The sequence below is a fragment of the Ichthyobacterium seriolicida genome (assembly GCF_002369955.1).
GTDB lineage: Bacteria > Bacteroidota > Bacteroidia > Flavobacteriales > Ichthyobacteriaceae > Ichthyobacterium > Ichthyobacterium seriolicida.
This window is the reverse complement of sequence record NZ_AP014564.1, coordinates 1,698,051-1,719,966: the sequence shown is the minus strand read 5'-3', so window position 1 is coordinate 1,719,966 and position 21,916 is coordinate 1,698,051. Positions and strand designations below refer to the sequence as shown.

The window sequence follows — 21,916 nt, the reverse complement described above, 5'->3', positions numbered from 1 at the left end:
ATTAATGTTTAATTCTTTAAGATCTTACATCTGAGTATCCCATTTTAATGGGATTGGTTCTATATTTTTAAAAGGTTTAATCATTAGTTTTGCATCGATGTATAGTAAGTCAGATATAAGAAATATTTTCAAAGAAAAACGCAAAGGTCTATCTACTTTAGAATTGATAAATTTAAGTCGATGTATCAGCGATAAAGTATTTGATTTGCCTGTACATTCTAAGGAGGTTTTTCATATTTTTTTGTCCATTTTGTCTAAAAGAGAAGTGTTGACAGATGAAATTATACAGAGATTAAGAGATAAGACAATAGTCGTTCCTAAGATTAATCTTAAAGACTCCTCTCTTAGTAATTATATACTTGAGTCGAGTACTAAAATTGAAAATAATTCCTACGGAATACCCGAGCCTACAAATGCAGTATCAATATCCGAAAAAGATATAGATGTGGTATTTGTTCCTCTGTTATCTTTTGATAAGTACGGTAATAGAGTCGGTTATGGAAAGGGGTTCTACGACAGATTTTTAATAAAATGCAGAGAGGATGTGATAAAAATAGGATTATCATTTTTCCCTCCTGTAGAAAAATTGTCATGTGATAATCATGATGTGTCTTTAGATTATTGTGTTACTCCGTATGAGATTTACAAATTCTAATTTTTTTCTGCTATACTATTTTCAATCTGTTTTGCCTCTTCTATAGTTATGTCTTTGCCTTTACTCTTGGCCACTGGGAAGCAGTCTATTCCACCTGTTTGTAATTGCCTCATAAAGTTGAGCATTTCATCATAAGTTTTAAATATCCCCAAAGAGTATTTAATGATATTATCATCACCGTAAGTCAACATATTGACATAGGAATCAGATATGAATTTTAATTCATTTTTTTTATAACTAGCTATTTGAAGACTGTATATGAGATCCATCTTAGAAAAATCATATTGCATTTTTCTAATACTATCTATTTGTTCTTTTTCCTTTAATAATTCGTTATAATTATTAAGTAATTCAGTATTGGAAAGTGTTAATGAATCTAACTTTTGTGTAAGAGGATTATTTTCCCCCGTATTAAGAACCAACTTTTCTATAAACACCAAATATCCTATTCCAGAAAATAGTATTATGAATATAATGTTGGTTATTCTAGATAAGATTAATTTATTTCTTTGTTTTTTCACTTTTTTTGATAGATCTATTTCTTCTTGATTTAAGGATTCAATTTTTTGTTCAACTTTTTCTCTTATTTTATCTTCTTTTATCTCTGCTGCTTTATCTTTAGTTATAGATTCATTAGCAGGTTTTGTATTTGCACTGGAAGGATCAGTGCCTAAGTTAGCCTTTCTATCCCTATCCCTATCCCTATTAGCATTTAACCTTTCTAGTATACTACTTCTATTTTGATTTAATCTCTCTATTCTACTTCTTCTATTTTCTAAATTCTCCCTTTCCATATTTTAAGCTGGGTGTTTAATTATAAAAATTATCTACTGTAATTTTTCTCTAAAAAAATGAAATGCATTCAAGTGTGCTAAATTATGTTTATTTTTTTATTTATAATTTTTCTTTTATCCTCAAGTTTATGATGAATCCTATTACAAAGAATACACATAAAATGACAGCTGATAATCTCATAGATTGTGTAATACTCAGTATAAATCCGTAGCTGAAGGTTCCAATTATAATAGATATTTTTTCGGTAACATCATAAAAACTAAAATAAACAGCATTATCTTTTGTATTTATAGGCACTAGTTTTGAATATGTGGAACGAGATAGAGACTGTATTCCTCCCATGGCCAAGCCTATACAAGATGCTATTGCAAAGAAATGTAATGTTATATCAGGATGATTTTTATCTAGTACTGATACACTTACACATACTACAGTCCAAATTACTATTAAGAGCTGTAAGGTTTTGATATTTCCTATTTTTCTGGATACTATAGCAAAAACATATGATCCTGCCATAGCTATAAACTGTATCAATAAAATTATACCTATTAAGTTTGCTGTGTCTAGTCCTAATTCATCGCTGCCGTAAAGACTCGCCAATAGAATAACAGTCTGTACACTAGTGTTAAAAAACAAAAAAGCTAATAAATATCTTTTTAAGGTATCGTATTTTTTAATCTCTTTATATATTTTTATCAGTTCTCTATAACCGTTTGTAAATAGAAAATTATGATTTTGTTTTCTCTTTATTTTCTTTTCAGTTATACTCATAAATGAAAATTGAGCAAGTCCTATCCACCATATCCCTACTGTCAAAAAGGAAATTTGAGTTGCAGTAGTTGCGTTTTTAATGCCGAACCATTCAGGTTTCATTATCATGGCTAGGTTGAACATAAGCAACATAGATGATCCTAGATATCCCATAGAATATCCTTTAGCACTTACTATGTCTCTATATCTCATAGGGACTAATTCAGATAAAAAGGCATTGTAAAAGACTATGCTTCCCCAAAAACCTATATTAGCAAGCATACTCAAAATAATACTAGGCCATATAGTGTTATTATCTAAGAAATACATAGACGAACAAGAAATGGCTCCTAGGTAACAGAAAAATTTCATAAATATTTTTTTATTTCCTATATAATCTGCTATGCCAGATAATATTGGAGATATTATTACCACTATGAGAAAAGATAGCGATAATGAGTATATATAAAGAGTTTTAGGCATAAAGTTAAACCCCAAAAAGTATATTGATTCTATATCTTTTGTGATATAATCATTGTAATATATTGGAAATATCGTAGTTGCTATTACCAAAGAGTACACAGAGTTAGCACAGTCGTAAAATATCCATCCCTTTATGGATCTTTTGTTGTAATTCATATGATATAATGGAGTTTGTTTTTGTCAAAAAAAAATTAAAATTTATATTTCAATCCACCTAAAACTTGAAAACCATAAGATTTATAGTCTTCCCATAGGTCATACTGTTTATTTAGAACGTTATAAAAATCACAGAATACACTTAGTTTATCTGTAATGTCGTATCTAGTAATTATATTGATATCAGTGTAGTTATCTAATATGTCTCTTCCAACGCTTGTGAATAATTCGGTTCTAATTAGTATAGATTTATAGTTGAATTTTATGTAAAAATTATTACCTAGGATAGGTATGTATCTATTGATGAGTTTATTGTAGTGTAATTCAGATTTATCTTCTGTTGTTATCAAATTTATTTGAGAATTATTTCCCAATGCAAAATATTCCATGAAATTGTAATCTAGACATAGATTTATATTGTATTTCATAGTATTAGTTAACCATATTGGTTTAAACATAGTAGTTTTTTGGTGCAAAGGTGATGTTAATGGCTCATTACTTTGAGTTTTTGTTAACAATTTAAAATTTTTAATTCTAGAAAAAGACGTTCTAGCGTCGTAGTGTAAATCAGGCAGTAAAAAACCTTTTAATCCCAAACTTACGTCTACGGTATTTTCTGTAGGTTTTATATCTATACTATTTTCTATAAAGGGGTTTTCATTTACTATCTGATTCATACTGTTTAATTTTATTCCCCCTCCAATATTTGCATATGCAATCATTATGTTATTTACAATACTGTATGTCCCTCTAGCTATTGGGTAAACCTTATATATATTTTTATTATTTGTGAAATCTACTACTGCATGTGCTTTTACACCGATATCAAATGATAATTTTTCATGTCTTATTTTGAAATTAGACATAATATCAATATTTAGGTAATCGTATTTTTTCAGTTTAGAATTTTGATTTTCATCCATTGAATCTAGTGAGGAATCTCTTGTGGAAGTAGAAATATTATGAACGTTCATCCAAATGCTCAAGACTTCATCCAAGAAAACAAAATTCAGCTTATTATTCAATTTAAATTGAACTTCATAAGCTCTATCTCTTTCTCGCATTTTTATATAGCTAGAACTAAATTTTATATTTTCCAAAAATGGATATGTACTCTGATTATTTTCGAGTTGAGTGCTCGCCGAAAAAGTAAAGTATTTTTGTTTTACATCTGTTTCATCTGTGAAATTTAACTTTTCACTTTCATTGTCTAATCCGTAATAATTATAGGATTTATAACCCAAATCTAAAGTGTTGAACAACACGTAATTAGTGAATCTGTGATCGTATAAAAGTTTTAGGTTAGATTCTAAAAAGTCATTTTGTAAAGCTCTTTTTGTATTTCCCTCCATAGAAGAGGAATATTTAAAATGCCCTGCCACCAAGCCTTTTTTTAATTCTCTATTTAGAAAAAAATCGAATAAAGGAGTAAAGTAATTTCCGTATCCTACTTTTATATAATTCTCTGGAATCTTAATTTTTTCTACAGATGAAGAATATCGCACGGGTTTTATCTTTTCAAAAATTATCTCAGCTGGGGTTTTATAATCGTGAAAATTATAATCTACTTTGAGTTTTTTTTGTTTTTCGTGTTTTATCTGAGGACTTATTTTTATTTTGTCTGGATGTGAAATATTGGGAATATACTTTTTTCTCACATCTATAATTTCTTCCTTTAGATTGTCTTTATTTTGAGAGAGAGTTACAAAACTAATATTGTAAAGACACAGAAATAAAAATACCTTTTCTCTCATAAGAAAATTACAACTCCTCATTTTGCTCTATCTTATTTTCTTTTTCTTGATTATTATTTTGTGATAGTTTTATCTCTTTCAGAAGATTTTTAGCTTCTTTTACAAGATCTTCAAATTTAGAGTTTTTCAAAATACTTTCACATGTATAAGTGGCTTGATATATATCTTTGAGAGCGTAATAATTTTTTGCCATTATTAGCAGGGCCTTAGCTCCTAAGTGTTTATATCCAGAATATTTAGATGCTATTTGGAATATTATATCATTAGAGTCCTCATAGTTGCTTTCTAAGTGCAGAAAATAGGATTTGTGATATAGGATTTCAGCCAAATATTCTTCTTTTATATTTGTCATTTTATACAGTTTCTCATATTCCTGTTTAGCCAAATCATATTCCTTTGAATCCATAAAGTGACGACCTATCAATATTGTAGCTTCTGCCTTTGTATTCGAATCTAACTTAGATTGTCCCTGTACTTTTTTTGCGTATTCCACCGAATTGTTAAATTCTTGTTTTTTGAGGTATATTCTCATGAGAACTAGCTGAGCGTAGTTTATATTCTTTTTAGATTCTCCATCTCTTTCTAATTGAACTAATACATTCAACAGAGAATCGTCATCGTTTTTTTCTATATAGTGTTCGGCTAGCCTTACTAAAGATTGTTCTGTATAATCGTTTTTACTATTGCTGATTATTCTATTGTAGAATTCTATGGCTTTATTTTTATCTCCTTTTTTATGTAGAGATTCGCCTAGTTTAAAAATGACTTCTGATTCGTATTCTCCTTTTGGGAATCTATTTAAATACAGAGTCAAGCCATCTATAGCTTTGTCTATATTTCCTTTTAAAAATTGATTATTGGCAGATAAATAAGTGCTTTTTTCTAATTCTTCATCTGTCTCTTCAGAAAAGGATAATTTGTTTATCCAATCTATATAGGTCTGAATATTGCCTTGTGCCATATATATCTTTTTTGCATTTTTTATGGCTGACTTACTCTCCGAATGTTCTGGATATTTTCGAACTATGTCTTTATAAGTTTCTAGAGCTTTATCGTATTGGTCTTTGTTGAAATAGACCAATCCTTTTTTTAACATAGCCTTTATGAGGTATTTGCTGTTTTTTGAGTCAGCAATTATTTTTTCGAAATAAAAAAGGGCTTTGGTATAATTGTTTTCCTCTAAATAGGCATTTGCCAAATCATAGGTGGCATCATTTAGATATTTTGATTTTTTATAGGTTGCTAAAAATAATTCCAAAGCAGATATATATTTTTTCTGTTGGCCTATTAAGCCATAACAGATAGTCTTTCTATAAGAGGCATAATCTATATCTAGATTAGTTTTTTCTTCTATTTTTTTGTACCAAATTATCGCCGAATCATATTTTTTTAGGGCAAAATAACTGTCTGCTAATCTGGTCATAGCGTCATTTATATATTCGCTTATTTTATTGTTTTCTATGAATTTTTTAAAGTGAACCATCGCATTTTCGTAGTTCTGTATAGTGAAAAACGAATATCCTAAGTTGTAATCTACAAGGTCATTTTCATAAGATTTTTCATTGTTATTCATCGCTTTGAAAGAGTTCCAAGATTGTATGCTCTCTTTTACTTTCTTTTGCTGATATTGAGCTTCTCCCAACCAAAAGGTACTTATTAACCTAGTTTTGGCATCGAACATATTTTCCATAGATTCATTTAAATGTTTTTCTGCCTCTTGATATTTATTCTCCAATAGAAGTTGTTTTGCCTTGTTTAGAATTATTTTCTGATAGGCAATTTTCATTGAATAAGAATTTTCTTTAAATTTTTCTAAAACCTTTAAAGCTTCATCATAGTCGTTAGAATCCAAATAATAAGTTATTAAAAACTTTATCAATTGATTTGTCTCTGGGTCATTTGGATACTTACTTAAATAAGAGTTTATGACTAGTTCTATGCTTTGGTGAGGATTTCCTATTTCGTAACTCAGCTTCACATAGTATAGATTAGCTTCTTTTTGTATGGATTTATCATAATCCATTTCATAAACGGTCTTGAAGACATTTAAGGCTTCTTTTTTCTTGTTATCTTTTATATAACATAAACCTAATTGATAATATGTTATTTGGGATAATTTGCTTTTAGGGGCTACTATTTTGTTAAAACTCTCTATGGCGTTTTTGTAGTCTTCTTTCTGATAATAAGAATAACCTAAGTAGTAAAAGTCTTGGAGAGATTTTTTCTTGTATAGAGATAGGTATTCTATGGCTTTATCGTATTCTTTTAAGCTGTAAAAGCTATTTCCTAAAATTTGGTATGTCTCCTGTATATCTTTTTGATCTTTCTTATCATTTAGCACATTTAAGAATTTAATTCCCTCTTTTTTAGCATCTTCGTATCGCTCTAATTGAAAATATATTCTCAATTTCAGTTTTATAGCTGTTTTTAATAGTTTTTCATCTTTTTTTATTTCACTAAGTCGTTTGAGAGCAATAGTGTGTTGGTTTTCTTCTAGGGAGATATATGCGTAGTAGTAACTAGATTTTTCTTTGTACTCTGAGTTTTTATCTATTTGAGAAAAATAATTTTTGGCACTCTCGTAATTTTTTAGACTAAAATTGGCATATCCAGTTGAAAAATAATATTCTTGGAGTTTTTCTTCACTTAGCATTTCTTGATTTATCTGTTCATACCATATCAATGCTTCTTTGTGTTTTCCTTTTTGAAAGAGAAGATTTGCCAAGGTATTTATTATTTCATTTCTCCTGTGATAGGTTGGGTAATCGGTTATAAAATCTGTGAGTAGTTTTTCTGCTTGATTATCAAATCTCTTTATGGCGCAAAGAGCTATGTAATACTTACTGTCGATATGAATGCGAGAATTCCAGTTTGTGTGTTCTGTTAAGATTTTTTCGAATGTTTTTTTAGATAGTAAATAATTACTTTGATTGTATAAGTCTACAGCGATATCATATTTTGTTTTATCATTTGTGTATATATCTGTTTTTTGGGCTAATACTATTTGGGAACAAAATAATAAACACGCAACAATTTTTTTAAACATCGTTATTTGCAATCTAAAGCATTTATTGTTTCACTTAAACAGTGAGTGATTCGATAACTGGCAAAGGTAATTTAAAACTCTCTTAAGTTATCTTGAACCGAGAAAAAAAAATAAACAAAAAAAAGCTGCCTCAAAACCGAGGCAGCTTCACTAAAATGAAGTGCTATATACCAAAAATTAAAAAACCGACTCGTTTAACTACTTGTAGATGTAGATTGAGGACTACTACTACTACTAGTCTATCCTGATTGACCTGATTGATCAGTTCCTTGTGTACTTGTAGAAGTAGACGCTGTTTGAGTATTATCAGTCTGAACTTGAGTGTTTGAAGTAGTTCCAGTCTGAACTGTAGGAGTAGACGTTCCAGTCTGTCCTGATTGACCTGATTGATCAGTTACTTGTGTATTTGTAGACGCAGATGCTTCTGTAGTAGAAGTATTATCAGTCTGTTGTGTTTGCTCCTGAGTTGCTTGACTAGTTCCAGTCTGTCCTGATTGACCTGATTGATCAGTTCCAGTCTGTTCTGTAGGAGTAGACGTTCCAGTCTGTCCTGATTGACCTGATTGATCAGTTCCTTGTGTACTTGTAGAAGTAGACGCTGTTTGAGTATTATCAGTCTGAACTGTAGGAGTAGACGTTCCAGTCTGTCCTGATTGACCTGATTGAGTAGTTACTTCTGTAGTAGAAGTATTATCAGTCTGTTGTGTTTGCCCCTGAGTAGTCTGTCCTGATTGACCTGATTGATCAGTTCCAGTCTGTTCTGTAGGAGTAGACGTTCCAGTCTGTCCTGATTGATCAGTTCCAGTCTGTCCTGTAGGAGTAGACGTTACTGCAGTAGTTGTTTTAGGGCGAATAACAATCGTATAACTCTTTATAAATTCCAAATCTCCTATTTTAATTAAAACAGGTATTTCAGCTTCATATATATCTTCTGTATCTTTTTTTATGAAAGAGGTTTCTTCAACACTTGCAGAAATACTAATAGACTTCTTTTGTCCGTCGATAGAAATAAATGAAGGAGGTGGTAGATTCTCATCTACTAAACCTAATTTTATTTCCATGCCTAATGTAGTTCTTGTTGCATCGGTAGCTACACTAAGGCCTGATACTGAGAGTGAAATTTTCTCATTTAGGTTATCAATTCCAGTTTTTTGATCAGTAGACCTTTTGTTTCTACTATTTTCAGTAGAATTATCTTCATCAAGTTTTATATTAGTATCCTTAAAGGTAATACTTTCTATGCCCTGCGGCGCTCTAATAGCAACAACCCTGTATTTGCTAACAGAATTATCTTCTTTAGAAGTAACAGAATATTCCACACCAGAGTTTAAAGGATCTATAGTTTGTTCTGTTATAGATATATCACCTAAATTCGCAATTACATCAGTATTTGGTTCTATAGTAGTATTGTCTGATATGGTAATTGTAGGGGTAAACTCTTTGGTACTAGAATCTACACCGCTAGGCAATATTAGAAAATAGATTTTTTGCCCTTTAAACTCTAAAAATTTAGCTTCTATATCCTTATTACCTATTTTGCCTTCGTTTTTAGATGCTTCTAATTTAAAACTGATTATTTCTTTAGGATTTTTACTTTCAGGAATTTCTCCGTGATGCTTATCACATGAGAATGTGAACATGATTAATGATGCAAATAATAGTATCTTTTTTAGTTTAAGTGTTTTCATTTTTTTAGTTATTATTTATGATTAGTATTAAACAATAGAGAAGCAATACGCTTCAACAAACACATAAAAAAGGTTGAAACCAACCCTTTAAAGTCTACTAAGGTAGTATAAAATTATTTAACTGGGAAGTTTTTTTTAATTTCACGATTCTTTAAAATATTTTGTTTAGTTGATAAATTCTCTAAATAAGAGACTTTAGAATATATTGTGCCGATATATAGATTTCAGATTAGAGAATTTAATTGCCAGATCAAACATTGAATAAAACACAGCAAATAATTATACTTTTTGATGGAGCCTGTTTATTATGTAATAGTTTTATCAAAATACCAATGAGATATTCCAGAGGTAATTTTTTATACGTATCTAGTCATTCTAAAAAAGGCATTGATATTTGTGATGATTTAAATATTTCCTCCAATTCTAAAATGGATAGCGTTTATCTAATCTACGATGACAATCTCAATTTTAAAAAAAAGTCAGACGCTGTGATTGAAATTCTCAGAAGTTGCGGTTTTATATTTGGTCTTATAGCTAAGATAATAGCTGTATTTCCCAAATTTATCAGAGATTATTTTTACGATTTGATATCCAAAAACAGAAGTTTAAAAAATAGTCGCTGTAAAATCCCCAAAAATCTCGATCCATCTAAGGTTTATCTTTAAAAAGTAGGGTTAAATAATCTTCTATATGGGTCAATACAATTTCTGTATTGTTATCGTATTTCATGCCCTTAAATTATTCTCTAAAGATTTATCTTAGCGCAGATATTTTTAATCCATTTATGAAGAAGGCTTTTATAACAGGAGTTACTGGACAAGACGGTTCCTATTTAGCAGAATTATTATTAGAAAAAGGTTATGAAGTACATGCTATTTTAAGGAGATCATCAGTTTTTACTACTGATAGGATCGATCACATATTTTCACATCCCAGATTATTTACTTACCATGGAGACTTGACCGACTCGAGTAATCTACACAGGCTGTTGGCCAAAATACAACCTGATGAGATTTACAATTTAGGGGCTCAATCGCATGTGGGAGTATCTTTTGAGGTGCCAGAGTACACGGCTGAAGTAGATTCTATAGGAACCCTCAGGCTTCTAGATGCTATACGTGATTCTAAGATAAAGACAAGGTTTTATCAAGCCTCTACTTCGGAAATGTTTGGAGGCATACCCGGGACTGAACCACAAAATGAGAAGACTCCCTTTTATCCTAAATCTCCATATGGGGTAGCAAAATTGTATTCGTATTGGATAACAGTAAACTACAGAGAATCGTATAATATGTTTGCTTGCAATGGCATATTATTCAATCACGAATCGCCTAGAAGGGGAGAGACCTTTGTGACTAAAAAGATAACTCGAGGGGTAGCAAAAATATATAAGGGACAACAAGACACCTTGGTATTGGGTAATTTAGATGCTAAGAGGGATTGGGGGCACGCTAAGGATTTCGTATACGCTCAGTGGTTGATGTTGCAGCAAGATAAGCCTCGAGATTATGTAATAGCCACTGGAGAGACTCACTCTGTCAGGGAGTTTGTAGAATTATCTTTTAAAGAAGTTGGAATAGATATAGAGTGGGTAGGAGAGGGGGTCGATGAAAAGGGGATAGACATCAAGACTGGAAGAGAATTAGTTTTAGTCGATGAGAAATACTTCAGGCCCTCTGAAGTAGAGATCCTTTTGGGGGATTCTTCAAAGGCTGAAAGAGAATTGGGCTGGAAGAGAAAAATATCCTTCGAACAATTGGTATCTTCCATGGTTAAGTACGATTTAGAAAATGATGATTACGGTGCGAAAGAATAAAGGTTTTTTTATGGAAAAAGACAGTAAAATATACGTAGCTGGCCATAGGGGATTAGCTGGTTCTGCTATAGTTGATAAATTGAAATCACGCGGATATAAAAATATATTAACTAGAACATCCAAAGAATTAGATCTGAGAAATCAAAAAGCTACTGAAGATTTTTTTCATTTAGAAAAACCTGATTATGTCTTTTTAACAGCTGCCAAAGTGGGTGGAGTTATGGCTAATAATAAATTGAGGGCCTCATTTATCTACGATAATATTATGATACAGACTAATGTCATTCATAATAGTTATTTAAACCAAGTAAAAAAGCTAATGTTTTTAGGAAGCACTTGTGTATATCCTAAAGAGTCTTCTCAACCTATGAAAGAGAATTATTTACTCACTTCAGATCTGGAATATACAAATGAACCATATGCGATAGCAAAAATAGCAGGTATTAAGATGTGTGAAAGTTATAATATTCAGCATAATACTAATTATATCTGCGTTATGCCAACTAATTTATATGGAAAAAATGATAATTTCGATTTAGACGGTTCACATGTATTATCTGCTCTATTGCGTAAGTTTCACTTGGCAAAGTTATTATCTGAGAATAAATATCAAGAAATAATAGATGACATAAAAACAGGGCTCAATAATAAGGAGATAAGAGATTATCTATCAAAATTTGGCATTAATAAAGAAAGTGTTCAAGTATGGGGAACGGGAAAACCTAAAAGGGATTTTTTATCTTCTCAAGATATGGCTGATGCTTGTATATTTATTATGGAAAACAAAAATTTTTCAGATTTATTCGACCCCGAGGATAAACAAATAAAGAATACTCATATAAATATAGGAACTGGTAAAGAGGTAAGCATATATGAATTATCTGTACTTATAAAGAGAATTGTGGGGTTTGAGGGATCTGTAGTCTTTGATGATAAAAAACCTGATGGCACGTTGAGGAAGTTAACAGATACTAGTAGATTAGATGAATGGGGCTGGAAATATAAAACCAGTTTGGAAGATGGAATAAAAGAGATGTACAAGTGGTATTTAGACAGATAAGGCTAAAAATAGATGAGCTTAAATCTCACATAAGTTTTATAAAGTATTTTAAAAATATCTCTTGGCTCCTTTTAGGAAAAGCATTGCGTATATTTTCAATAGGTGTGTTTAATATTTTTTTGGCGAGGAGTTTAGGTCCCGAAAAGATGGGTTTGTTGAGTTACGCCAGTGGTTTTACAGCTTTTATAACTTCCTTTACATACTTGGGGCTAGACAGAATAGTTGTCAAAGAATTAGTAAAACAAAAAAATAAAAGAGACGTTTTATTAGGCACTGCATTCTTTTTAAAGTTAGCCTGTGCTATTTTAGTTATTACTGTAGTCTACTCTATAATTAATTCCTTGGAGGGTGATAAATACGATGAAAACATACTCGTATTTGTAATGTCTTTAATTACTATTTTTCAGAGTTTTGGGGTTATAAGATTTTATTTTCAGAGCAAGATTAGCGATAAACTCGTAGTATGTGTAGATCTCCTGGGCTTATTGACTACTTTAATTTTACAGACTTTATTTATACTTGGCAATGTATCTCTTATATTCTTTGCTTGGGCTCTTGTATTTGAAAATATCATACTAGCACTTGGTTTAGTTTTTATATATGGATATAGTAAGCTATCTATTCTCAAGTGGTTTTTCAATTTTAAACAAGCCATATATCTCCTCAAGGAGAGTTGGCCTCTTATTATATCTTCCATAGCTACTATAATATATATGAGGATAGATCAGGTTATGATCAAGATAATGTTAGGCAACAGTGAAGCTGGGTATTACTCTGTATCAGTGATGTTTGCCGAAGCGTGGAACTTCATTCCTATATTCATATCTTATTCTGTTTTTCCTGCTATTGTAAAATCTAAAAAATTAGGAGAAAAAATCTATTATAGCAGATTGCAAAAATTCTATGATTTAATGATTTGGATATCTTTGATCATTATCATACCCATGTTTTTCATTAGCAGTTGGATCATAGAATTTATGTTTGGAATGCAATACAGCCAAGCATCGGAGGCTTTAAATATATATATATGGTCTATAGTATTCTTATTTTTAGGCGTAGCCAATAGTGGATATATAGTAAATGAGGGATTACAAATTATAGATATGATTAAAATAATTATATCATCTATTTTCAACATTATTTTGAATTACTTATTGATACCCAGAATTGGAATAGAAGGGGCTGCTTGGAGCACATTGATTTCTTATTTCACATCTAATTATTTATTGTTATTACTATTTAAGGATACGAGGAAAAGTTTTTTTCTATTATCTAAAAGTCTGTTGTTCAACAGTACATTTATCTATGTTAAAAAGTATATCCAGTCTATTAGGTAATACTATTTTTTTAAGATTTGTGTTAAGATTTAGTTTTTTCTCTTTCACGGTCTTTAAACTGAGTTTGATATAGTCGTTTGTAGTATCCGTTTTCTATTTTTAAGAGTTGTGAATGATCCCCTTGCTCGACTAACTTTCCTTTTTCCACTACCAGTATTTTATCTGCTTTTTGTATTGTGGCTAATCTATGAGCTATTACTATAGAAGTTCTCCCCTCTATTATTTTATTTATAGCTTTTTGTATTAACATCTCCGAATAACTGTCTACAGAAGAAGTAGCTTCATCTAAAATTAATATAGATGGATTAGTCACATATACCCTTAAGAAAGAAATCAATTGCCTTTGGCCTACAGATAAAACACCTCCTCTCTCTTTTATGTTATAGTCGTAATTTCCTGGCAAGGTCATTATAAAATCGTGAATACCTATTTCCTTAGCTCCTTCTATTACACATTCTCTACTAATAGACTTTTGATTTAGAGTTACATTGTATAAAATACTCTCTGAAAATAGAAATACATCTTGTGAAACTAGACCTATGTGATTGCGTAAATTTCTTATTTTCTTTATTGAGATTCCATCTATTGTTATACTTCCTCTAGATATATCGTAAAAGCGATTTACCAAATTGATAATAGTAGATTTTCCAGCGCCAGTAGTTCCTACTATAGCAACTGTTTGGCCGGCCTTAACCCCAAAAGAAATTCCCTTTAATACAGGGTTATTGTCTGAATATGAAAAGTGTACATCATCAAAAATTATATTTCCATCTATTCTTTTTAAAGAGATAGAATCTTTATCTGTAATTTCTCTATCATCGTTATTTAATAAGACAAATACTCTTTCGGCTGCTATAATGCCCATTTGAAGTGTATTGAATTTATCTGCCATCTGACGCAATGGTCTAAATAACATATTTATGAGTACTATAAAGGCAAATATATCTCCCAAGGTCATATCTTCATAAAAGACAATTTGATAACCTCCGTACCAAACTACTAATAAAAGAGCTAAAGAGGACAGAATCTCGACCACGGGGAAAAATATAGAGAAATATAATATTGTCCTTATGTTGGCTTGTTTATAGTTATTATTTATCTCTTTAAATTTTTCATACTCGTAATTTTCCCTATTAAACAGTTGAACTATCTTCATGCCTACTATTCGTTCTTGTATGAATATATTGAGTTTTGTCAGCTCATCTCTAACATCGTTAAACGCAGTTTTTATAGAAGATTGAAAAATTTTAGTAGCCCACAACATTATGGGGAAAACCATAAAAACTAATAATGCTAATTTGTAGTTTACGTATAACATTATTATGGTTATCACTGATAATTTAAAGACATCTCCAAATATCAACAACAAGCCTTGTTCAAAGATATTGGCAATAGTATTTATATCTGATACGACTCTTGTTATTAAAGTGCCTATTTTCGTCTTATTGAAATAAACCACTCTCATATAAAGGATGTGTTTAAAAACCATATCCCTTAAATCTTTAACTATGGTATTAGCTAGCCAACCAGCTAAATAGACAAAACAAAACTGAAATATTACCTCTATGAGTAAAACGAATAATATGATGCAAATAAAAAATACAAATCCTTCAAATTGTTTGGGTACTATATAATTGTCTACTGAGATCTTTATTAGAACAGGTCTTATAGTTCCAACAATGGAGAGTAAAATAGCTATAAAGATAGCTGAGTAATAATATTTCTTATACTTTTTTGCAAATTTTATAAGCTTAAATAAGGTCTTTATATTTCTTTTTTTCTTCATGTTTGTTTACAAAAAAGCCACGGCTAAAATAAATATTATTTACATGAGTTTTTTTTCTTTCAAACCTTGAATTAGATTAATATTATTTTCTAATTGATTATTGGAGTAATATTTTTCTAAGCACTTATTAAAAAATATTCTATTAAAATGGTATAACAAAAAAAGCTGTCTCAAAACCGAGACAGCTCTTGTTTTTAGATTAAAAGATTTTTTAAATAAAAGAATGACAAATAATTAGGAATATAAAATAATTCAACTATTTAATTAGTTTTTTTTATATATAATTGCTTTATAAGTTCTTGTGAACTTTTTTGAACTTATAGTATAAGTAATTCGAAGATCTGCCTCATAAGTGCGAACTTCATCTCCACTACTTCCTTTCTTTTTGAAAGTAGCACTAGTTGGAAATTTACTAATTGTTACACCTGGAAAAGATATAGTACTCATAGTAGCTATACTTATACCATTTAAAGTCACAGATTGGCCAACACTATTTTTTAAAACAGCTTCTTCCAAAGAACCAAACTTTATAGTTTCGCTAAGATTATCTACTTCTTTTGAAATAACATGTCCATTTACAATAGTAGTTGTAGGAAGACTTTGAGGAGTACTTGTAAGAGTGCTTGAAGAACTACTTGAAGAAGTAGTTGAAGGAATACTTGGAGTAGTGTTATCAATAGTAGTACTGTTAGCAGAAACAGAAATTTTAGTTTCAAAAGGCTTAACAATATTAAAAGCAGGTAGAGCAATAACTCTAAACGTATCAATATCTTCGCTTTCAGCTGTAACTGTGTATTCTACACCAGATTGTTCAAGATTAGGAAAATTATTTTCCCCTTTTACTAAAACAATTTTAGATAGAGCTTGAGGCACTCCAGTATTAGGAGCTATCTTAGATTTAGGTGAAATAACAATTGTAGGAGTAAAAGTCTTAGTAGCTAGAGTCTCAAGTACTTTTTCTTTACTTATAGTAGGAATAGTAGGAAGGGTAGGTACAGGTGTAGTAGTAGGTGTAGGGGTAACAGTAACAGCAGCAGCAGCAGAATTAGCCTTAGTGGCATTAGCCATAAAATCAGATGGTAGAGCAGCGCCACTAGGTAATAAGATTAGATAAATCGATGATCCCATAGGGGAGTTTACTATCTGCGCTTCTACATCAGATCTGCCTATTTTTCCAATGTTTTGAGATACCTCTAATTTGAAACTAGTAATAGAGTTGTCTTTGTTACGTTTGTCAATTTTTTTAGGTTTCTTGTTGCAAGAATACACTGCAGCGATAAAAAACATTCCTAAAATGAATCTGTTAAAATTTAAGTTCATATTTATTTTGTTAATGATATTGTAATATATTTATTATTCCTTCCTCAGGGTTTTCTGAGGAATTCAAAGATACAAACTTAAACACTACGTATGTAGATTTTTAATCTTTCTTGAAGAATAGGTGTTATCTATGTAGGCATACCATCACTTTGAGCATCATCTTAGGGTGGTAGCTTGGTTTACCTTCTTTACTGTACTGAAGAAATCAATAAATTGAGGTTTAGTTGTTCAATCACATGATTGACAACTCGCACAGGATGATCTGTAAGAATCAATTCTTCGATACTATGTGGAAAAACCAATTTTGTCGTTGGTTGTAGTTCCTGAAATTTGTATTCATGCTATTTGATTATCAATCAGTTAGTGAAATAAACTAACAGGTAAAAAACTACACTTTTAAACAAAAAAAAGCTACCTCGGGTTTGAGATAGCTTCTTGTTTTAGATTAAAAGATTCTTTAAATAAAAGAATGCCCAATAATCAGGAATATAAAATAGCTAAACTATTTAATTAGCTTTTTTTTATATATAATTGCTTTATACGTTCTTGTGAACTTTTTTGAACTTATAGTATAAGTAATTGGAAGATCTGCCTCATAAGTGCGAGCTTCATCTCCACTACTTCCTTTCTTTGTGAAAGTAGCACTAGTCGGGAAATCAGTAATTGTTACACCTAGGAAAGATATAGGACTTATAGTAGATATTGGGAAAAATATAGGACTTATAGTAGCTATACTTATACCGTTTAAAGTCACAGATTCGCCAACATCAGTTTTCAGACTTGCATTAGTCAAAGAGCCGAATTGTATAATCTCTTCAAGATTATCAACACTTGTTGAAAAAACATCTATATTCGGAGTAGCAGGATTATTAGGGACAGCACCAGGGACAGCACCAGGGACAACACCAGGGATACCACCAGGGATACCACCAGGGATACCACCAGGGATACCACCAGGGATGCCACCAGGGATGCCACCAGGGATGCCACCAGGGATACCACCAGGGATACCACCAGGGACAGTATTTTCAATAACGTTACTATTAGCAGAAGCAGAGATTTTAGTTTCAAAAGGCTTAACAATATTAAAAGCAGGTAGAGCAATAACTCTAAACATATTAATATCTTCGCTTTCAGCTGTAACTGTATATTCTACACCAGATTGTTCAAAATCAGGAAAATTACCTTCCCCTTTTGCTAAAACAATTTTAGATAGAGCTTGAGGTTCTTCAGCATCAGGAGATATCTTAGATTTAGGTGATGAAGTAACAATTGTAGGAGTAAAAGTCTTAGTGGCTAGAATCTCAAGTACTTTTTCTTTAGTTATAGAAGGAATACTAGGAAGGGTAGGTGGATTAGAAACAGCAGCAGCAGAACTAGCTTTAATGGCATTATCCATAAAATCAGATGGTAGAACAGCGCCACTAGGTAATAAGATTAGATAAATCGATGATCCCAGGGAGTTTACTATTTGCGCTTCTATATCAGATCTGCCTATTTTTCCAATGTTTTGAGACACCTCTAATTTGAAACTAGTAACAGAGTTGTCGTTATTACGATTGTCTATTATTTTCGGTTTTTTGTTGCAAGAATACAATGCGGCGATAAAAAACACTCCTAAAAGGAATCTGTTAAAAATTAAGTTCATATTCATATTTCTTTTGTTAATGTTATTGTAATAATATTTATTTTTCCTTTTTCAGAAAACCCTAAAGAACACAAACATACAAACTTAACCCGGATTATTTATAGTCATATGAATTTTTCAGGTTAAAAATATCGTTTTTATCGAGTATTTCTAAGGAAATATCCACCTAACTCAAGTTTATAAACAATGTATTTTTTTTCTCATTTTTGGGCAATATATAAAGTAGTCTAGATTTGGTTAAACCCCTTTAAAATTAATAGCTCATATAAAATATTGAAATATAACCATGAATAATCTGGGTTAAAAACTGTACATGTGATTCTCAATCATTTTTTTTGGCTTTTCTTCTAAAAGAATTATCTAGAAATTTATAGAGTTCAGGTTATCATATAATTTATATTTTGTTGGTCCTAACAAAACAATGATAATCCTACAGTTATAATTTTTTAAAATATTAATTTTGTGCATTATCCTCACAATAGATTAGGAATGAATAGAAAGATTACAGATTATATTACTATAGTTTTAAAGGGTATGTTTATGGGCGCTGCCGATATAGTGCCTGGTGTGTCAGGAGGCACTATAGCTTTTATCTCTGGAATTTATGAGGAATTTATAAGTTCTATCAAAAACATTAACATAACCGCTGTCAAGTTTGTCCTAAAAGGAGATCTATCATCTCTGTGGAAGTACATAAATGGTAATTTCCTTTTTTGTGTATTTCTAGGGATAGGCATAAGTGTTATGAGTTTGTCTAAACTAATAGCATATCTCTCGGAGGCGTATCCTATCTTACTTTGGTCATTTTTCTTTGGTCTAATACTGTCATCTATAGTAATAATACTAAAGGAAATAGATAAGATTTCATTTAGTGTTATTCTGTGTCTTTTAGTCGGTGCTTTATTGGCGTATTACATAACTAGGGTTTCTCCTACAAGTATTCCTGACACTTATTCTTTTCTTTTTTTATCGGGTTTTATAGCTATAATAGCCATGATATTACCAGGAATTTCAGGTGCTTTTATACTGTTGCTACTAGGTTCTTATGAAAATATAATAAACACAGTAAATTTTTTGAGGGAAGGCATATACACTTTTAACATGGAATTAATATTTTCATCAGGGAGTAAATTGGTAGTTTTTTGGACTGGATGCGCAGTTGGTCTGTTGATATTTTCTAAAATTTTATCTTGGATGTTTAAATCGTATAGAGATATTACACTATCGGTTTTAACAGGTTTTATGATTGGTTTTTTAAATAAGGTTTGGCCTTGGAAGAAGAAGGTTTACAAAGGGGATTCACATCCTGATAATATTTCATTTTCGGAGGACTTGTTTTTTCCATCATTAAATTCTGAAGATATGCTCATAGCATCTATTCTAATATTTTTATTGGGGATCGTGAGCATAATTTTGATAGATAGATACGCAAAAAAACAGAATTTCAAACCTTCAAAATAATAGTTGGTTTAGTAATTCAAAATAAACCTTAAAAAAAATATGAGAAGGGAATACGGGCTAATTGGTAAAGACATATCTCATTCATTTTCAAAGGGGTATTTTACTGAAAAATTTAAAAGAGAAAATATTTCTGATGCGGTGTATCACAATATAGACATATCTGAAATAGATGGGTTTAAAAATATCTTTATAGAATTTCCAAATATTAAAGGTTTAAATGTAACTATACCTTACAAGGAAAAAATAATTACTCTATTAGAGGATCTAGACCTCAGTGCTCGAGAGGTTAGAGCCGTTAATACGATAAAGGTTTTTGATAAAAATAGAACTGTTGGTTATAACACAGATATTATTGGTTTTGAACAATCACTTATACCCTTATTAAAGAAATTTCACAATAGAGCATTGATTTTGGGCACTGGAGGAGCATCCAAAGCTGTGGTTTTTGTGTTGAAGAAGATAGGTATAGATTTTGTTATGGCATCTCGTAATCCAATAGATAAAGGACAGATCTCATATTCCGATATAGATGAAAATATCATGAGAGAGTGTAAATTGATAGTAAACACAACTCCATTGGGCACTTATCCCATTATAGATGTAGCTCCTGATATTCCGTATCACTATTTGACAAAAGATCATTTTCTATTTGATTTAATTTATAATCCAGATAAAACTCTATTCTTACAAAGAGGTATGAAAAGCCAATCTACTTGTAGTAATGGATTTAGAATGTTATGTTTGCAGGCTGAGGAATCTTGGAAAATATGGAATGAATAATTTTGTTTCAAAATAAAAAAGGGCATATATATTCTGATATTGATTATATTGGCCAATAGTAATAAGTGATTTTATACCGACCAAGTGCATAAGGAAGAATTTTTGAGGTATCTCTCTGTAGATAAAAAATACTCGTCTCATACTATAAGTGCTTATTCTAGAGATATAGATGACTTTGTCATTTTCGTAGTAGGTGAAAGTGACCATATGGATTTTTTGAAAGTAGACAGAGATGTTTTTCGTGCTTGGATTGCCTTTATGTTCGAATCTGGATTATCCAATAGATCCATAAATAGAAAGTTGATTAGCTTGAGGAGTTTTTACAGATATTTACTAAAAGAAGACTATATAAATGATAATCCTCTAAAGCAGATTACACCACTAAAAGCGAATAAAAAAATCTATCCTTCCTTTTCTATTTCTGAGATGGATTCTCTGTGGGGGAGAGAAATATTCACAGATGATTTTCAAGGTGTTAGAGATAGTCTTATCTTAGAGTTATTGTATTTCACAGGCATCCGGTTAAGTGAATTAATTGAATTGAAGATAAAAGATATAGATTTGATGCTCAGTCAGATAAAAGTTTTAGGTAAGGGAAATAAAGAACGTATCATCCCGATATGTGAAAATTTTAAACGAGTAATTTCAAAGTACATTTCTCTAAGAGAAGGGTTTTTAAACGATTCAAAAAGTGAAATGTTTTTTATAACAGATTCCAAAAAGAAAGTCTATAGTACCTTTGTGTATAAAAAAGTCAATTTATATCTAAGTCAAGTCTCTTCCAAAGAGAAGAGAAGCCCGCATATGTTGAGGCATACTTTTGCTACTCATCTATTAGATAATGGAGCAGATATAAATGAGATAAAAGAATTATTGGGGCATTCTAGTTTGGCTTCCACACAACATTATATTCATCAGAGTATTAAAAAAATAAAACATTCTTATAACTCAGCTCATCCTAGGGCTAAAAAAAATAGATAAATAATGAAGATACAAGTGCAATCAGTAAATTTTAATTCAGAAGAAAAATTAATTACCTTTTTGAATAAGAAGGTTAAGAAGTTGGAATTATTTTATGATAAAATAGTATCAACGGATGTTTACCTAAAATTAGGAAACAGTAAGGATAAGGGAAATAAGATTGTAGAGATGAAAGTATACGTTCCAAAGAATAATTTCGTAGTTAAGAAAAGTTGTAGATCATTTGAAGAAGCTATAGATTCAGCAGTAGATTCTCTATCTAGGTTGTTAAAGAGATACAATCAGTCTAAGATGAAATCTGGCAGAAATGGTACCAATCCGTTGTTAGAAGTAGAAGAATCTGTATAGTTATTTATTTCGTTCTATGCTGTTTCTATGTATTTTTGTCTTAATATTTGTC

17 protein-coding genes are annotated in these 21,916 nt (G+C 30.7%); 9 read left to right on the top strand and 8 right to left on the bottom strand.

The features are described from left to right. The first annotated feature begins 97 nt into the window (after positions 1–97). The gene (locus JBKA6_RS06600; RefSeq protein WP_096687045.1) at positions 98–655 is read left to right on the top strand and encodes a 5-formyltetrahydrofolate cyclo-ligase; all 558 of its coding nucleotides are present in this window, start codon (positions 98–100) and stop codon (positions 653–655) included. Here the strand turns inward: JBKA6_RS06600 and JBKA6_RS06595 are convergent. The 5 genes from JBKA6_RS06595 to JBKA6_RS06575 form a co-directional block, all read right to left on the bottom strand. Further along, complete coding sequence (locus JBKA6_RS06595; RefSeq protein WP_096687043.1) at positions 652–1,449, bottom strand: hypothetical protein; 798 nt, start codon at positions 1,447–1,449, stop codon at positions 652–654. The two genes, JBKA6_RS06600 and JBKA6_RS06595, sit on opposite strands and share 4 nt — an antisense overlap. A 100-nt stretch (positions 1,450–1,549) precedes the next feature. After that, positions 1,550–2,839, bottom strand: coding sequence for an MFS transporter (locus JBKA6_RS06590; protein WP_096687041.1), 1,290 nt, complete (start codon positions 2,837–2,839; stop codon positions 1,550–1,552). Positions 2,840–2,874: 35 nt separating this feature from the next. Then, positions 2,875–4,614: a TonB-dependent receptor gene (locus tag JBKA6_RS06585; RefSeq protein WP_172843116.1), complete on the bottom strand. Its 1,740-nt coding sequence runs from the start codon at positions 4,612–4,614 to the stop codon at positions 2,875–2,877. Then, positions 4,601–7,639 carry a tetratricopeptide repeat protein gene (locus JBKA6_RS06580; RefSeq protein ID WP_096687037.1) on the bottom strand — a complete coding sequence of 1,013 codons (3,039 nt, stop codon included), beginning with the start codon at positions 7,637–7,639 and terminating at the stop codon, positions 4,601–4,603. The genes JBKA6_RS06585 and JBKA6_RS06580 overlap by 14 nt, the downstream gene beginning before the upstream one ends. Positions 7,640–7,878: 239 nt before the next feature. Beyond that, complete coding sequence (locus JBKA6_RS06575) at positions 7,879–9,327, bottom strand: hypothetical protein (RefSeq protein ID WP_157776983.1); 1,449 nt, start codon at positions 9,325–9,327, stop codon at positions 7,879–7,881. Positions 9,328–9,569: 242 nt separating this feature from the next. Between JBKA6_RS06575 and JBKA6_RS06570 the strand changes: the two genes are divergently transcribed. The 4 genes from JBKA6_RS06570 (at position 9,570) to JBKA6_RS06555 (ending at position 13,540) form a co-directional block, all read left to right on the top strand. Next, the gene (locus tag JBKA6_RS06570; protein WP_096687033.1) at positions 9,570–9,992 is read left to right on the top strand and encodes a thiol-disulfide oxidoreductase DCC family protein; all 423 of its coding nucleotides are present in this window, start codon (positions 9,570–9,572) and stop codon (positions 9,990–9,992) included. Between the two features lie 119 nt (positions 9,993–10,111). Further along, positions 10,112–11,143, top strand: a complete 1,032-nt coding sequence (gene gmd, locus JBKA6_RS06565) for a GDP-mannose 4,6-dehydratase (RefSeq protein ID WP_096687404.1) — start codon at positions 10,112–10,114, stop codon at positions 11,141–11,143. Between the two features lie 10 nt (positions 11,144–11,153). Beyond that, positions 11,154–12,203: a GDP-L-fucose synthase family protein gene (locus tag JBKA6_RS06560; protein WP_096687031.1), complete on the top strand. Its 1,050-nt coding sequence runs from the start codon at positions 11,154–11,156 to the stop codon at positions 12,201–12,203. Then, positions 12,185–13,540, top strand: a complete 1,356-nt coding sequence (locus JBKA6_RS06555; RefSeq protein ID WP_096687029.1) for a flippase — start codon at positions 12,185–12,187, stop codon at positions 13,538–13,540. Before JBKA6_RS06560 ends, JBKA6_RS06555 begins: the two co-directional genes overlap by 19 nt. Positions 13,541–13,562: 22 nt before the next feature. Here the strand turns inward: JBKA6_RS06555 and JBKA6_RS06550 are convergent, their stop codons facing one another. The 3 genes from JBKA6_RS06550 to JBKA6_RS06540 all read right to left on the bottom strand — a co-directional run bounded on the left by JBKA6_RS06550 (position 13,563) and on the right by JBKA6_RS06540 (position 18,294). Beyond that, on the bottom strand, positions 13,563–15,326 hold the full coding sequence (locus JBKA6_RS06550) for an ABC transporter ATP-binding protein (protein WP_096687027.1): 1,764 nt from the start codon (positions 15,324–15,326) through the stop codon (positions 13,563–13,565). Between the two features lie 264 nt (positions 15,327–15,590). Then, positions 15,591–16,646: a hypothetical protein gene (locus JBKA6_RS06545; RefSeq protein WP_157776982.1), complete on the bottom strand. Its 1,056-nt coding sequence runs from the start codon at positions 16,644–16,646 to the stop codon at positions 15,591–15,593. 502 nt (positions 16,647–17,148) lie between these two features. Then, a complete protein-coding gene (locus JBKA6_RS06540; protein ID WP_096687023.1) occupies positions 17,149–18,294 on the bottom strand; it encodes a hypothetical protein in 1,146 nt (381 codons plus the stop codon). Between the two features lie 489 nt (positions 18,295–18,783). Between JBKA6_RS06540 and JBKA6_RS06535 the strand changes: the two genes are divergently transcribed. The 4 genes from JBKA6_RS06535 to hpf all read left to right on the top strand — a co-directional run bounded on the left by JBKA6_RS06535 (position 18,784) and on the right by hpf (position 21,864). Beyond that, a complete protein-coding gene (locus tag JBKA6_RS06535) occupies positions 18,784–19,755 on the top strand; it encodes a DUF368 domain-containing protein (protein ID WP_096687021.1) in 972 nt (323 codons plus the stop codon). 39 nt (positions 19,756–19,794) lie between these two features. Then, positions 19,795–20,535: a shikimate dehydrogenase family protein gene (locus JBKA6_RS06530; protein ID WP_096687019.1), complete on the top strand. Its 741-nt coding sequence runs from the start codon at positions 19,795–19,797 to the stop codon at positions 20,533–20,535. Positions 20,536–20,619: 84 nt separating this feature from the next. Then, on the top strand, positions 20,620–21,516 hold the full coding sequence (locus JBKA6_RS06525; RefSeq protein WP_096687017.1) for a tyrosine-type recombinase/integrase: 897 nt from the start codon (positions 20,620–20,622) through the stop codon (positions 21,514–21,516). A gap of 3 nt (positions 21,517–21,519) precedes the next feature. Beyond that, complete coding sequence (hpf, locus tag JBKA6_RS06520; RefSeq protein WP_096687015.1) at positions 21,520–21,864, top strand: ribosome hibernation-promoting factor, HPF/YfiA family; 345 nt, start codon at positions 21,520–21,522, stop codon at positions 21,862–21,864. Positions 21,865–21,916 lie beyond the last annotated feature (52 nt).

What these genes read in the sequence shown, in the direction of transcription:
- gmd (WP_096687404.1), top strand. Translation starts at nt 10,112, where the DNA reads ATGAAGAAGGCTTTTATAACAGGAGTTACTGGACAAGACGGTTCCTAT.
- JBKA6_RS06595 (WP_096687043.1), bottom strand. Translation starts at nt 1,449, where the DNA reads ATGGAAAGGGAGAATTTAGAAAATAGAAGAAGTAGAATAGAGAGATTA.
- JBKA6_RS06550 (WP_096687027.1), bottom strand. Translation starts at nt 15,326, where the DNA reads ATGAAGAAAAAAAGAAATATAAAGACCTTATTTAAGCTTATAAAATTT.
- JBKA6_RS06530 (WP_096687019.1), top strand. Translation starts at nt 19,795, where the DNA reads ATGAGAAGGGAATACGGGCTAATTGGTAAAGACATATCTCATTCATTT.
- JBKA6_RS06575 (WP_157776983.1), bottom strand. Translation starts at nt 9,327, where the DNA reads ATGAAAACACTTAAACTAAAAAAGATACTATTATTTGCATCATTAATC.
- JBKA6_RS06560 (WP_096687031.1), top strand. Translation starts at nt 11,154, where the DNA reads ATGGAAAAAGACAGTAAAATATACGTAGCTGGCCATAGGGGATTAGCT.
- hpf (WP_096687015.1), top strand. Translation starts at nt 21,520, where the DNA reads ATGAAGATACAAGTGCAATCAGTAAATTTTAATTCAGAAGAAAAATTA.
- JBKA6_RS06590 (WP_096687041.1), bottom strand. Translation starts at nt 2,839, where the DNA reads ATGAATTACAACAAAAGATCCATAAAGGGATGGATATTTTACGACTGT.
- JBKA6_RS06600 (WP_096687045.1), top strand. Translation starts at nt 98, where the DNA reads ATGTATAGTAAGTCAGATATAAGAAATATTTTCAAAGAAAAACGCAAA.
- JBKA6_RS06535 (WP_096687021.1), top strand. Translation starts at nt 18,784, where the DNA reads ATGAATAGAAAGATTACAGATTATATTACTATAGTTTTAAAGGGTATG.
- JBKA6_RS06540 (WP_096687023.1), bottom strand. Translation starts at nt 18,294, where the DNA reads ATGAACTTAATTTTTAACAGATTCCTTTTAGGAGTGTTTTTTATCGCC.
- JBKA6_RS06585 (WP_172843116.1), bottom strand. Translation starts at nt 4,614, where the DNA reads ATGAGGAGTTGTAATTTTCTTATGAGAGAAAAGGTATTTTTATTTCTG.
- JBKA6_RS06545 (WP_157776982.1), bottom strand. Translation starts at nt 16,646, where the DNA reads ATGAACTTAAATTTTAACAGATTCATTTTAGGAATGTTTTTTATCGCT.
- JBKA6_RS06580 (WP_096687037.1), bottom strand. Translation starts at nt 7,639, where the DNA reads ATGTTTAAAAAAATTGTTGCGTGTTTATTATTTTGTTCCCAAATAGTA.